General features: G+C 69.3%; 14 protein-coding genes. 11 read left to right on the forward strand and 3 right to left on the reverse strand.

The window, feature by feature from the left end; translation table 11 throughout:
* Positions 1 to 11 precede the first annotated feature (11 nt).
* The 8 genes from G8O29_RS00955 to plsY all read left to right on the forward strand — a co-directional run bounded on the left by G8O29_RS00955 (position 12) and on the right by plsY (position 6,132).
* Positions 12 to 809, forward strand: coding sequence for a uracil-DNA glycosylase (locus G8O29_RS00955; protein ID WP_166401358.1), 798 nt, complete (start codon positions 12 to 14; stop codon positions 807 to 809).
* A gap of 83 nt (positions 810 to 892) precedes the next feature.
* Positions 893 to 1,435, forward strand: coding sequence for a molybdenum cofactor biosynthesis protein B (gene moaB / locus G8O29_RS00960; RefSeq protein WP_166401359.1), 543 nt, complete (start codon positions 893 to 895; stop codon positions 1,433 to 1,435).
* A 142-nt stretch (positions 1,436 to 1,577) separates the two neighbouring features.
* Entirely contained in the window at positions 1,578 to 2,540 is a 963-nt protein-coding gene (locus tag G8O29_RS00965) for an aspartate carbamoyltransferase catalytic subunit (RefSeq protein WP_166401360.1), read from the forward strand.
* Positions 2,537 to 3,097, forward strand: coding sequence for a hypothetical protein (locus tag G8O29_RS00970; protein WP_166401361.1), 561 nt, complete (start codon positions 2,537 to 2,539; stop codon positions 3,095 to 3,097). The genes G8O29_RS00965 and G8O29_RS00970 overlap by 4 nt, the downstream gene beginning before the upstream one ends.
* A gap of 115 nt (positions 3,098 to 3,212) precedes the next feature.
* Positions 3,213 to 3,656: a hypothetical protein gene (locus G8O29_RS00975; protein ID WP_166401362.1), complete on the forward strand. Its 444-nt coding sequence runs from the start codon at positions 3,213 to 3,215 to the stop codon at positions 3,654 to 3,656.
* Complete coding sequence (locus tag G8O29_RS00980) at positions 3,653 to 4,180, forward strand: hypothetical protein (RefSeq protein ID WP_166401363.1); 528 nt, start codon at positions 3,653 to 3,655, stop codon at positions 4,178 to 4,180. Before G8O29_RS00975 ends, G8O29_RS00980 begins: the two co-directional genes overlap by 4 nt.
* Before the next feature lie 62 nt (positions 4,181 to 4,242).
* Positions 4,243 to 5,517, forward strand: a complete 1,275-nt coding sequence (gene pyrC / locus G8O29_RS00985; protein ID WP_166401364.1) for a dihydroorotase — start codon at positions 4,243 to 4,245, stop codon at positions 5,515 to 5,517.
* Between the two features lie 3 nt (positions 5,518 to 5,520).
* Positions 5,521 to 6,132: a glycerol-3-phosphate 1-O-acyltransferase PlsY gene (plsY, locus tag G8O29_RS00990; RefSeq protein ID WP_166401365.1), complete on the forward strand. Its 612-nt coding sequence runs from the start codon at positions 5,521 to 5,523 to the stop codon at positions 6,130 to 6,132.
* An 81-nt stretch (positions 6,133 to 6,213) separates the two neighbouring features.
* Here plsY and G8O29_RS00995 read toward each other — a convergent pair whose 3' ends face one another.
* From G8O29_RS00995 to G8O29_RS01005, 3 genes are all read right to left on the reverse strand, one after another.
* Positions 6,214 to 7,560: a glutamate--cysteine ligase gene (locus G8O29_RS00995; RefSeq protein WP_166401366.1), complete on the reverse strand. Its 1,347-nt coding sequence runs from the start codon at positions 7,558 to 7,560 to the stop codon at positions 6,214 to 6,216.
* A 209-nt stretch (positions 7,561 to 7,769) separates the two neighbouring features.
* The gene (locus tag G8O29_RS01000) at positions 7,770 to 8,321 is read right to left on the reverse strand and encodes a hypothetical protein (protein ID WP_166401367.1); all 552 of its coding nucleotides are present in this window, start codon (positions 8,319 to 8,321) and stop codon (positions 7,770 to 7,772) included.
* Positions 8,318 to 9,070, reverse strand: a complete 753-nt coding sequence (locus tag G8O29_RS01005; protein ID WP_166401368.1) for a 16S rRNA (uracil(1498)-N(3))-methyltransferase — start codon at positions 9,068 to 9,070, stop codon at positions 8,318 to 8,320. The genes G8O29_RS01000 and G8O29_RS01005 overlap by 4 nt, the downstream gene beginning before the upstream one ends.
* 12 nt (positions 9,071 to 9,082) lie before the next feature.
* On the opposite strand from G8O29_RS01005, the gene ubiA reads away from it, so the two are divergent.
* The 3 genes from ubiA (at position 9,083) to G8O29_RS01020 (ending at position 12,513) form a co-directional block, all read left to right on the forward strand.
* Complete coding sequence (gene ubiA, locus G8O29_RS01010) at positions 9,083 to 10,057, forward strand: 4-hydroxybenzoate octaprenyltransferase (protein WP_166401369.1); 975 nt, start codon at positions 9,083 to 9,085, stop codon at positions 10,055 to 10,057.
* Positions 10,058 to 10,123: 66 nt separating this feature from the next.
* Entirely contained in the window at positions 10,124 to 12,187 is a 2,064-nt protein-coding gene (locus G8O29_RS01015; protein WP_242678832.1) for an OmpA family protein, read from the forward strand.
* Positions 12,184 to 12,513 (forward strand): hypothetical protein, encoded by a 330-nt coding sequence (locus G8O29_RS01020; RefSeq protein WP_166401370.1) that lies wholly within the window; start codon positions 12,184 to 12,186, stop codon positions 12,511 to 12,513. The genes G8O29_RS01015 and G8O29_RS01020 overlap by 4 nt, the downstream gene beginning before the upstream one ends.
* Positions 12,514 to 12,686 lie beyond the last annotated feature (173 nt).

Here is a 12,686-nt window from a genome sequence, read left to right on the forward strand (position 1 = left end):
AGTCTTTGCCCATGGGAATCGCAGCCGAGACAGCCGAGGACTGGCATGCCGCGCTGGCGGCGCTGGCCTGGCAACTGGACTGCGGCGCCGACGAGGCCATCGGCGACGCCCCCGTGAACCGCTACGAACTTGCGGCAGAACCCCGCAAGCCATTGGCCGCAAACGCTGTTCTACCCGAGACTCCAGCCCTGCCTGCCGACGATCCCGTTGCGGCCGCCCGGGGCGCGGCTGCGGCGGCGGGGTCGCTTGACGCCCTGCGCGCGGCCATTGCGGCCTATCCTTACTGCGAGCTGCGGAAGGGCGCGCGCAACACCGTCTTTGCCGATGGCAACCCGCAGGCCCGCGTCCTGATCCTGGGCGAGGCCCCAGGGGCCGAGGAGGATCGCGAGGGCCGCCCCTTCGTCGGGCGCGCGGGCCAGCTTCTGGACCGGATGTTCGCGGCAATCGGCCTTTCGCGCGGGTCGCCTGATGGCGAAGCCGCGCTTTACATCACCAATGTCCTGCCCTGGCGCCCCCCTGGCAACCGCGACCCGGAACCGGCGGAAATCGCCATGATGCTGCCCTTCGTGGAACGCCATATCGCGCTGGTCGATCCGCAGGTCATCGTGGCGGTCGGCAACACGCCGCTGTTTGCGCTGACCGGGGCGCGCGGCATCCTGCGCGCGCGGGGCAACTGGACCGAGGCGCTGGGCCGGCCCCTGCTGCCCATGACCCATCCGGCCTACCTGCTGCGCAACCCCTCGGCCAAGCGCGAAGCCTGGGCCGACCTCCTGTCGTTGCAGGAGCGACTCCGCAGCCTGCGCGGTTGATGCCGACCGGAATCAGAGGGCCCTTCCGTCCTTCGGCCTTTCGGTGAAGGATGCGGGCAGACGCAGCTGCCATACGGGATGACATGTCACGCATCGACGAAACCCTGCCCTTCCACCCTGTCCGCATCGCGGTCCTGACCGTCAGCGACAGCCGGACGCCCGAGACGGACAAGTCCGGCGACACGCTGGTCGATCGGCTGACCGCGGCCGGACATATCCTGGCCGATCGCGGCATCGTCCCCGACGACCGCTCTGCCATCGTGGGCCGCCTGCGGCACTGGATCGCCGATCCGGCCGTGGACGTGATCCTGACCACCGGCGGCACCGGCCTGACCGGCCGCGATGTCACCGTCGAGGCCCACCGCGAGGTCTATGAGAAGGAGATCGAGGCCTTCGGAACCGTCTTCACCCTTGTGAGCATGCAGAAGATCGGCACCTCGGCGGTGCAAAGCCGCGCGACGGGGGGCGTGGCGGGCGGCACCTACCTTTTCGCCCTGCCCGGCAGCCCCGGCGCCTGCCGCGATGCCTGGGACGAGATCCTGAAGCTGCAACTGGACAGCCGCCACCGCCCCTGCAACTTCGTCGAGATCATGCCGCGGCTGGAAGAACACCTGAAGCGCAAATAGCGCCTTCCCGTTCGACTTCGTGTCCTCGTCGGGATGCGACCGCGAGCACCCACGAAATCGACGACACGCCTTTCGCTTGCCGCGCCGCACGCCCTTTGCGATAGAGGGGGAAACCGGACATCAGACCGGAGAGGGGACGACCATGGCCTTCCGCGCCCGCCATCTGCTGGGGATCGAGCACCTTTCGCCGCTGGAGATCACCACCGTCCTCGACCTGGCCGAGCGTTACGTCGACCTGAACCGCCGCACGGTCAAGCAGTCCGACGTGCTGGCGGGGATGACGCAGATCAACCTGTTCTTCGAGGCCTCGACCCGCACGCAGTCGTCCTTCGAACTGGCCGGGAAACGGCTTGGGGCGGATGTGATGAACATGTCGGTGGCGAATTCCAGCGTGAAGAAGGGCGAGACGCTGATCGACACCGCGATGACGCTGAACGCGATGCACCCGGACCTGCTGGTCGTGCGGCACGGGTCGTCCGGTGCCGTCAACCTTTTGGCGCAGAAGGTTGACTGCGCGGTCCTGAACGCCGGCGACGGGCGGCATGAGCATCCGACGCAGGCTTTGCTGGATGCCCTGACCATCCGCCGCGCCAAGGGCCGCATCCAGCGGCTGACCATCGCGATCTGCGGGGACATCGCGCACAGCCGCGTGGCGCGGTCGAACCTTATTCTCCTGGGAAAAATGGAAAACCGCCTGCGGCTGATCGCGCCGCCCACCCTGATGCCCTCGGGGGTGGAGGACTTCGGCTGCGAGCTTTTCGACGACATGCGCGAAGGACTGAAGGGCGCGGATGTGGTGATGATGCTGCGGCTCCAGAAGGAACGGATGGACGGCGGCTTCATCCCCTCGGAACGCGAATACTATCACCGCTACGGCCTGGACGCCGAGAAGCTGTCCCATGCCGCGCCCGACGCCATCGTCATGCACCCCGGCCCGATGAACCGGGGGGTGGAGATCGACGGCGATCTGGCCGACGACATCAACCGCAGCGTGATCCAGGATCAGGTGGAGATGGGCGTTGCGGTGCGGATGGCCTGCATGGACCTTCTGGCGCGGAACCTGCGGGCCGAGCGGGGGCGGAAGATCGTGGGGATGATGGCGTGACCGGCGAGGCCTGGCAGGATTACCTTGCCCCCGGCGAACGGCTGCTGTGGCAGGGCGCCCCGGTGCCCGGCATCTTCGACCTTCCCAAGCGGCTGTTGCTGGCCGCTTTCGGCACACCCTTCCTGGTCGGCGGTGTGGCCTGCTTCGGGTTCGGTCTGTTCTTCATGGGCAAGGCTGACGGGATCGCGTCGCTGGGTCTGGGCATCTTTCTTGCCATCTTCGCGACCCCCTTTCTGGCAGTGGGCCTCTACCTGGTCGTTCTGCAATGGATCGAGGCGATGCAGGCCCATCGCCGGGTCCGCTATGCGCTGACGGATCGTGCGGCCTATATCGCCCGGCGCTACTGGAGACGCTCGCTGGAAGTGCTGCCGATCCGTCCGCAGACGGCGGTCGAACTGGTCGAGGGCAAAGGGGCCTCTACCGTGTGGCTGCACACCCGGCGGGAAGACGACGGTGACGGCGGAACGACGACCGAGAAGAAGGGCTTCGAGAACATCGCCGAGGGGCGTGACGTGTTTGCCCTGATCCGGGGCCTGCAAACAAGGGAAAGCCGATGACCCCTGACCCCGACCGCAAGCCAACCCGCGAGGAGATGCGCCAGGGCGGCATGGTGGCCGCCGCCGTCCTGGTCTTCATCGCCATCTTCACCATCGTCATCGTCTGGATCGCCTGATGGCCCGGATCGAACCCGACCCGATCCTCGGCACCGTCACCCCCTTGCAAGAGGGCGAGACCGTGCTGGCCGAGTTTCGCGCCGACCGTCTGGCCTACTGGCGCGGGCATCTGATCATGGCCGTGGTCCTGGGCACGGCGGCGGGGCTGTTCCTGATCTGGCAGGGCAACCCCTATCCGGTTGCCGGTCCCCTTGGCGCGGTTCTGGCCATCGGGGTGCGGGCCGCCTACCTTGCCTCCGAGGCGCTGGCCGAGGTCTGGCGGCTGACCGACCGCCGCCTGCTGGGCCCCGGCGGGCGGGCGATCCCGCAGGGTCAGATCGTCTCGGCCCGGGCCTTCCTGGGCGCGGTGCAGGTCACCACCGCCTCGGGCGACCGGCATCTCATCAAGTATCAGGCCGACCCCGCCGCCACCGCCGCCCGCATCATGGGGGGGCGGGCGTGACCACGCTGACCGTTCCGGCGCAGGACCGGCTGGGCGTCCGCGTCTTTCAGGCGGCGCTGAGCGCGGACGAGATGCAGCGCGACAAGGCGCGGCTGCTGCCGGTGCTGCTGGGCGACCCCGACATCGACCCGGCCCATGTCGAGCTGTTCGATGTGGCCGATCTTTCCGACCTCGGCCTTGCGGGCTATCTGGCCGAGGGGCTGGGGATACCCGAGGCCGCGCTTCAGGCGGACCGGCCCCGGCTGGACGCGCTGAAGGGTCCGGTGGTGATCCTTCTGTCCAGGGCGCTGCACGGGCGCGAGGTGACGCTGAGCCTCGATCCGCGCCTGACGCTGGTCGGCACCTACCGGGAGGACCGCCCGCCGGTGCATTTCGAACCCCTGCCCACCGCCGCCGCGACGGGCGTCCTTGCCCCGTCCCCCCAGCCCGCCCCGCCAGCGCAACGCCCCACGGCGGCCTTCGTTCTCATGGCTTTGGCGCTGGTCCTGATGGCCGTGGTGGCGCTCTGGCTGGCCCTGGGATGAGTTCCAGTGGACAAGCCGCCCGCGTCGTCGCATACCCTGCCCGAGCCTCGGACGGACCTCGCATGACCACGATCCATTTCGCCAATGCCCGCCTGATCGACCCCGAGGCCGGAACCGATGCCCCGGGCAGCCTGACGGTCAAGGACGGCGTGATCCTGGCCCGCGACGAGAAGGCGCCGAAGGCTGCGGTCATCGACTGCGGCGGCAAGTGCCTTGCCCCCGGCATCGTCGATCTGGGCGTCAAGATCGGCGAGCCGGGCGAGAGGCACCGCGAAAGTTTCGGCTCGGCCGGGGCGGCGGCGGCGGCGGGCGGGGTGACGACGATCATCGCCCGGCCCGACACGCATCCCGCCATCGACACGCCGGAGACGCTGGAGTTCGTGACCCGCCGCGCCGCCGAGGCCCCGGTCCGCATCCGCCACATGGCCGCGCTGACCAAGGGCCGCGAGGGGCGCGAGATGACCGAAATCGGCTTTCTGCGCGATGCCGGGGCCGTTGCCTTCACCGATGTGTTCAGGGTCTCGACCGATCTGAAAGCGATCGCGCGGGCGATGACCTATGCCCGCAGCCTTGGCGCGCTGGTGGTGGGGCACCCGCAGGACCCCTCGCTTTCGGCCGGGGCTTCGGCCACCAGCGGCAAGTTCGCCTCGCTGCGCGGGATTCCCGCCGTCTCGCCCATCGCGGAACGGATGGGGCTGGAGCGCGACCTCGCGCTGGTCGAGATGACGGGGGTGCGCTATCATGCCGACCAGATCACCACCGCGCACAGCTTGCCCGCGCTGGTGCGCGCGAAGGCGGCGGGGCTGGATGTGACGGCGGGAACGTCGATCCACCACCTGACGCTGAACGAATTCGACGTGGGCGACTACCGGACCTTCTTCAAGTTCACCCCGCCCCTGCGGTCGGAACAGGACCGGCTGGCCATCGTGGCTGCGGTGGCTGACGGCACGATCGACGTGATCTCGTCGCTGCACACGCCGGCCGACGAGGAATCGAAGCGCCTGCCCTATGAAGAGGCCGCCGCGGGTGCCGTGGCGCTGGAAACCTTCCTGCCCGCGGCGATGCGGCTGTTTCATGCCGGCCACCTTGACCTGCCGGCGCTGTTCCGGGCCATGGCGCTGAACCCGGCGCGGCGGCTGGGCCTGCCGCAGGGCAGGCTGGCACCCGGGGCACCGGCCGATCTTGTCCTGTTCGACCCGGATGCCCCGTTCCTGATGGACCGCTTCCGCCTGCGCTCGAAGTCGAAGAACACGCCCTTTGACGGCGCCAGGATGGAAGGTAAGGTGCTGGGCACCTGGGTCGCGGGGACGCAGGTCTTTGCTGCTGCGGACGCCTGAGACATGCCTGACCTCGTGACATCTTCCGGGCTTCTGCTGCTGACGGCGGTGCTGGGCTATCTGCTGGGCTCCATCCCCTTTGGCGTCCTGGTCACGCGCGTCATGGGCCTGGGCGATCTGCGCCGGATCGGCTCGGGCAACATCGGCGCGACCAATGTCCTGCGGACCGGAAACAAGGGTGCGGCGCTGGCCACACTGCTGCTGGACGGCGGCAAGGGTGCGCTGGCGGTGCTTGTGGCGCGCTGGCTTCTGGCCGAGGATGCGGCACAGCTGGCGGGGCTTGCCGCCTTCCTGGGCCATCTGTTCCCGGTCTGGCTGGGCTTTCGCGGCGGCAAGGGCGTGGCAACGTTCCTCGGCGTCCTGCTGGCGCTGAACTGGATCGTCGGTGCCGCGGTCTGCGCGACCTGGCTGTTGACGGCGGTCGTCAGCCGCACCTCGTCGATTGCGGCCCTCATGGCTGCGGCCACTTCGGCGCTGTGGATCCTGGCCCTGACGGATGGCAGCCTGCTGCTGCTGGCGCTGATCCTGACCATCCTGATCTATGTCCGCCATGCCGAGAACCTGAAGCGGATCAAGGCCGGGACCGAGCCTCGGATCGGCGCGAAGAAAGCCTGAGTCCGCAGGGCTGCGCCTCGGCCGCTGCACCCCTCTACGGGCAGGCTCTGACGAGGAGACGCCGCCGAACGAGGCGGCGCGTCAGAGCGAGGCGGCTTCGTAGATCGGGGTCAGGTCCCGGCCCCAGTCGCCTTCGTAAAGCGCCAGCCAGCGGTCGGCCTGCACCTGCCCGGTCTTCAGGCTTTCCACCAGCGGCGCCAGCTGCTCCGCCTCGCCCAGGCCCCGCGCGGCAAGGCCCGCATGCGACAGGCCCACCGCCGCCCGCGCCAGGTCGATCAGCCGCACGCCGCCGGCTTCTCCGCGCAGCGCCGAGACCGAGGCGGCGACCCGCAGCCCTTCCCGAGTCTCGGCATCGAAGCCCTTCACCAGATCCCAGGCCGCGTCCAGGGCCGCATGATCGTACATCAGGCCCACCCAGAAGGCCGGCAGCGCCGCGATATGCGCCTGGTCGCCGCAATCGGCCCCGCGCATCTCGATGAACCTTTTCGCCCGCGCTTCGGGAAAGACCGTGGTCATGTGGTCGGCCCAGTCCGAAAGCGTCGGCTTCTCGCCCGGCAGGGCCGGCAGCCGTCCGTTCAGGAAATCGCGGAAGGACTGGCCCAGCGCGTCGATATAGCGGCCGTCGCGGTAGACGAAATACATCGGCACGTCGAGAACCCAGTCCACATAGCGCTGGAAACCCATCCCCTCCTCAAAGGCGAAAGGCAGCATCCCCGTCCGGCTGTCGTCCAGCCCGCGCCAGATCCGGCTGCGCCAGGACCTGTGGCCGTTGGGCCTGCCCTCGAAGAAGGGGCTCGAGGCGAACAGCGCAGTGGCCACGGGTTGCAGGGCCAGCGCCACACGCAGTTTCTGCACGAAATCGGCCTCGGAGCCATAGTCGAGGTTCACCTGCACGGTGCAGGTCCGGTACATCATCTGCGTGCCATGGGTGCCGACGCGGCCCATGTAGTCGGTCATCAGGCGATAGCGGCCCTTGGGCATGACCGGCATCTGGTCATGGGTCCAGACCGGCGCCGCGCCAATGCCCATGAAGCGCGCGCCCATCGGCTCGGCGATCTGGCGCAGCTCGTCCAGGTGGTTTTGCAGTTCGGCCCCGACCTCCAGCGTCGAGGCGAGGGGGGCGCCCGACAGCTCGAACTGGCCGCCGGGTTCCAGGCTGATGTTGGCGCCGTTGCGGGTCAGGCCGATGACGTGTTCGCCCTCGTGGACCGGGGTCCAGCCGAAGCGGGCCTGAAGCTGGGCGAAGATCGCCGAGATCGACCGATCGCCCGCATAGGGCAAGGGGGTCCGGCTGTCGGTCAGCCAGCCGAACTTCTCGTGCTCGGCCCCGATGCGCCAGTCGGCGGCGGGTTTGCAGCCGGCCTCCATATAGGCGGCAAGCTGGTCGAAGCTTTCGATGAGGCCGCCGCCGGACTGGGGAATGGACATGGATTTGGGACCTTCGCTGCCTCTGGCTTCGGCTTGCCGACCGGAGGCCAACAGGTGTCGCGCAGGCGCGGGCAAGTCAAGGGGGGTCGCCAGGTGCCCGCGCGTGGTCAGTTTTGCAGAGCTTTCGATTTCAAGGGCTTGGCTGTGGACGTCATACTTCTGTTGGCAATCGCACAGAGGAATTGCTCGCTTTGCAGAGGGCAGCGGACCTAGCGCACCACGACGCCCGCCCCCTTGCGCGCCCAGATCAGGCGGTCGCGTGCGGCCAGTGCGATGACGCGGCTGTCGGAGGGGGGCGCCTCCGTCCCCAGCGCGGCGACCACGGCGGCCATGTCGATCCCCGGCAGGGTGGCGAAGGCATCGAACAGCGCCTCGGCCCCGTCGGCCTCGACCGGGATGTGCAGAAGCTGGCCGTCGCCCTGTTTCAGCTTCCAGATCCGGCGACCGCGCAGGGTAAGAAGCCGGATCTCGGACAGGTCCGGCAGGCCGACAAAGCCGCCGATGCGGGGGCCAAGGTAGGCGATCTGCGCCTCGGTCACGCGGACGATGCCGGGGGCCTCGCCGTCCTGCCGGAACCGGAGCCGGCGCCAGGCGGTCAGCGCCCAGGCCCCGCCAAGCACCGCAAGCGCAAGGCTGAAGGGCGTGAGGAGATAGCCGCCTCGCGTCGCCGTCCAGAGCCCCAGCGCGGCAAGGCCCACCCCCGCGATCACCTCGCGCCAGCGGTGGAGCGTGTCGGCAAGTTCGGGGCGGACGAAACTCATCGCCAGTCTCCGCAGGCGGCCTGCCACAGCGTCAGGGCGGCCACGGCGGCAGTGTCGGCGCGCAGGATGCGGGGGCCCAGCGACAGCGCGGTGACATCGGGCCGGGCACGCAGGCGGGCGGATTCCTCGGCGGAGAAACCGCCCTCGGGGCCGATCAGGATGGCGGCGGGGGCGGGTGGCAGCGCAAGGCCCCCCCACCCCATCCCTCCCCCACGCCGGGGGGAGGGAGGCGCCTTGGCCGAGGCCTCGTCGCACCAGATGAGGGCTCGGCCCTCGGGCCAATTCGACAAGAGCCGGTCGAGGGGCTGAAGCGCGGCGACTTCGGGCACATGGGTAGCGCCGCATTGTTCAGCGGCCTCGACGGCATGGGCCTGGAGACGGTCCTGCCGGATGCGCTCGGCGTTGGTGTGGCGGGTCTGGACCGGCAGGATGCGGGCGGCGCCCAGTTCCACCGCCTTCTCCACGATGAAATCGGTGCGGGCCTTCTTGATCGGCGCGAACAGCAGCCAGAGGTCGGGGGGCAGGCGGAGAGGTTTCGTCTGCACCTCGCAGACCGCGATGGCGTTGCGTTTCACGGCCCGGGCAAGGGTCGCGCGCCATTCGCCGTCGCGGCCGTTGAACAGCAGGATCGCCGCGCCCTCGGTCAGCCGCATCACGCCGGTCAGATAGTGGGCCTGGTCCTGCGACAGGGCCACGGCTTGCCCCGCCCCAAGCGGCTGATCTACAAAGAGCCTGATCTTCGCATCCATGAGCCAGAGCCTATGACCCAAGCGCCGGAAATGCCAGAGGCTGCCCCAGCGGGCCGGGTCGCCGACGCCCCGCAGGCGAACTGGGTGGACCTTTACGCCCCCGCCGCCGCGCGGCCCTATCTGCGCCTGTCGCGCGCCGACCGGCCGATCGGAACCTGGCTTCTGCTGGTGCCCTGCCTCTGGGCGCTGGCGCTGGCGGGTGGGGCGGGCGGCTTTCGGCCCTGGGACCTCTGGCTGGCGGTCTCCTGCGCGGTGGGGGCGTTCCTGATGCGCGGGGCGGGCTGCACCTGGAACGACATCACCGACCGCGACATCGACGCAAAGGTGGCCAGAACCCGGTCGCGGCCCCTGCCCTCGGGCCAGGCGACGGTCCGCGGCGCGCTGGTCTGGATGGTGGTGCAGGCGCTGCTCGCGGCCTGCATCCTGTTCACCTACAACTGGCTGGCGGTGGGGCTGGGCGTGGCCAGCCTGGCCCTGGTCGCCATCTATCCCTTCGCCAAGCGCTTCACATGGTGGCCGCAGGTCTTTCTGGGGCTGGCGTTCAACTGGGGCGCGCTGCTGGCCTGGGCGGCCCATGCGGGCGAAGTGCCCCCGGCGGCGGTCGCGCTTTATGCCGCAGGGATCGCATGGACGCTGTATTACGACACGATCTATGCGCATCAGGACCGCGAGGACGATGCGCTGATCGGGGTGAAGTCCACCGCGCGGCTGTTCGGCGAGAACAGCCGGACCTGGCTCTGGGGCTTCTTCGCGGCCACGCTGGTGCTGTTTGCCGCCGCCGTGGTCCTGGCCCATGCCGGGGCCGGGCGGCCGCTGGCCTTTGTCGTGGCGCTGGCCGGGGTCTGGGCGATGGGCCTGCACCTGGGCTGGCAGATGCGGCGGCTGGACCTGGACGATCCAGCCTCCTGCCTGATGATCTTCCGGGCAAACCGGGACGCGGGCCTGATCCCGGTGCCGTTTCTTGCCGCTTCGGCATGGCTTGGTTGAACCCGGCGGCCTGAACCCCTAGGAAACAGGGGTGCGTCGTCGCACCTGAGTCTTCCGGAACCCGATTTGCCGCCCTTCATCGCCAGACTGTCCTCGACCACGCTTGCGCTTCTTGCCTTTCTCCTGGCGGCGGCGCTGATGGTCTCGGTGGCGCTCGGGGCTGCGCGCGTGATCGAGGCGCGGACCGAGAAGGTGGTCAGCACCAAGCTGGCCGAGGCCGGGATCACCTGGATCACGGTCACGACCGACGGGTTGCAGGTGCGCCTAACCGGAACGGCGCCGAACGAGGCGGCGCGGTTCCGCGCGGTGAACAAGGTGGGCGAACTGGTCGATGCCTCGCGCATCCGCGACGGGCTGGACGTGACCCCCGCCTCGGCCATCGAGGCGCCCAGGTTCAGCGTCGAGATGCTGCGGACCGAGGACGAGGTGCAGTTGAGCGGCCTGATCCCGGAAACCCCCGACGAGGGCGGGATGAGCGAGGCCGATCTTGCGGCAGCGGCGGCGGCGCTGGCGCAGGGGACGGAACTGCCCGACATGCTGGAGACAGCGGACTACCCCGCGCCCGCGGGCTGGAACGAGGCGCTGGCCTTCGGCGTGAAGGCGCTTGAACGGCTGCGGCTGTCCAAGGTCTCGGTCACGGCCGAGCGGGTCGAGGTCAAGGCGATCACCGACAGCGCCGAGGAAAAGCGCAAGGCCGAGGCCGACCTGCGGGCGATGGTGCCGGCCAATGTCCAGCTGGTCATGGAGATTTCCGCCCCGCGTCCGGTCATCACGCCGTTCAGCCTGCGCTTTGTGGTCGATTCCGAGGGCGCGCGGTTCGACAGCTGTTCGGCCGACACCGACCGCGCCCGGACCCAGATCCTGCGGGCCGCGACGGCGGTGGGGGTCACGGGGACCACGGTCTGCCAGGTCGGCCTTGGCACGCCGACCCCGCGCTGGGCGGATGCGGTCAGCCTGGGGATTCGGGCGGTGACCGAGCTTGGATCGGGGTCGATCACCTTCTCGGACGCGGATGTGACCCTGCTGGCGGGCAGCGACGTGCCGCAGGACGTCTTCGACAAGGTGGTGGGCGAGCTGGAAACCGGACTGCCGGATGTGTTCTCGCTGACCTCGACGCTGGAAAAGAAGGAGACCGCCGCCCAGGGTCCGGCCGAGTTCACCGCGGTCTTCACCGAAAAGGGCCGGGTCGAGCTGCGCGGACGGCTGACCGACGAGATGCAGCGCAACGCGGTGGATGCCTTTGCGCGCTCGGCCTTTGCCGGGGCCGAGATCCTGACCGCGACCCGGGTGGACCCGGGCCTGCCCGACGGCTGGGCGATCCGGGTCCTGGCCGGGCTGAAGGCGCTGTCGCAGGTGGACAGCGGCCGGCTGCTGGTCCGGGCCGATCTGGTCGAGGTGAACGGGGTCACCGGATCGACCGAGACGCGCGGGCGGATCACCCGGATCCTGTCCGAGGCGCTGGGCCAGGGGCAGACCTTCCGCGTCAACGTGCGCTATGACGAGGCGCTGGATCCGCTGGCCGCCCTGCCCACGCCCGAGCAATGTGCAGCCGATGTCAACGCCGTGATCGCCCGGACCAAGATCACCTTCACGCCCGCCTCGGCCGAGATCGCCGCCACCGCGCGCCCGGTCCTGGACGAACTGGCGAAGATCCTCGTCAACTGCCCGGCCATGCAGATGGAGATCGCCGGCCATACCGACAGCCAGGGCTCCGAAGCCGGCAACAAGGCGCTCAGCCAGGCGCGGGCCGAGGCGGTGCTTCTGGCCTTGCAGGGCCGCAGGGTCGATGTCTCGGGCATGACCGCGGTCGGCTTCGGCGAGGCGCAGCCCATCGCCGACAACGCGACCGAAGAGGGCCGCGAGGCGAACCGGCGGATCGAATTCGTGCTGAAGACTGCGACAGACGCCGCTGCGGCAGCGCAAGAGGGCGTGGCCGGTTCGGCGGCCCCGGCCGCCCCGGCCGCGCCGGGCGGGACAGAGGCTGCCGCCGCGCCCGACTTCTCGCCCGACTTCTCGCCCGACTTCTCGAACGACTTCTCGAACGACACCAGCCCGTCGGTCGCCCCGACCGAAAAGACATTGGCTCCGAAGCGCCGGCCCGACGGCCTCAAGGCCCAGGACACCCCATGAACCGCACCGAATTCGTCGTCGCCACCGCCATCATCCTGTTCGTCGCCTTCGCGATGGGCTGGTTCACGCACTGGCTGCTGCACCGCTTCACCCGGGTCCAGGGCGGCGACATGGCGGAAATGGACAAGCTGGCGCAGTCCCTGCACGAGGCCGAAGAGCTGCGCGACCAGGCGCTGGCCTACATGGAAAGCCGCGAAGCGGAACTGATGAACCACATCAGTCAGACCGAGGCCGAACTGAAGGCCGCGATGGAAGGGCTGCGCGACGCCCGGCACGAGGCCGAGGAGATGCGCGCCTATATCGAGCGGATGCACGCGAACGGGTGATCCTCGCAGCGATTTCCTGCGGAAATCGGTCCGGAAATCGTTCGATTTCCGGACGGCTCCCGGCCACAAGTCCAGTCTGTCGGGGATTTGATCAAACCTTGGCCTGACGGCGGCCTTGCAACTGGACAGAACGCGCCCTGCGTGGCACCTGTCACACCAGCACAAGGAGGGCC

The sequence above is a fragment of the Rhodobacter calidifons genome (genome assembly GCF_011174775.1).
Classification (GTDB): Bacteria; Pseudomonadota; Alphaproteobacteria; order Rhodobacterales; family Rhodobacteraceae; genus Tabrizicola; species Tabrizicola calidifons.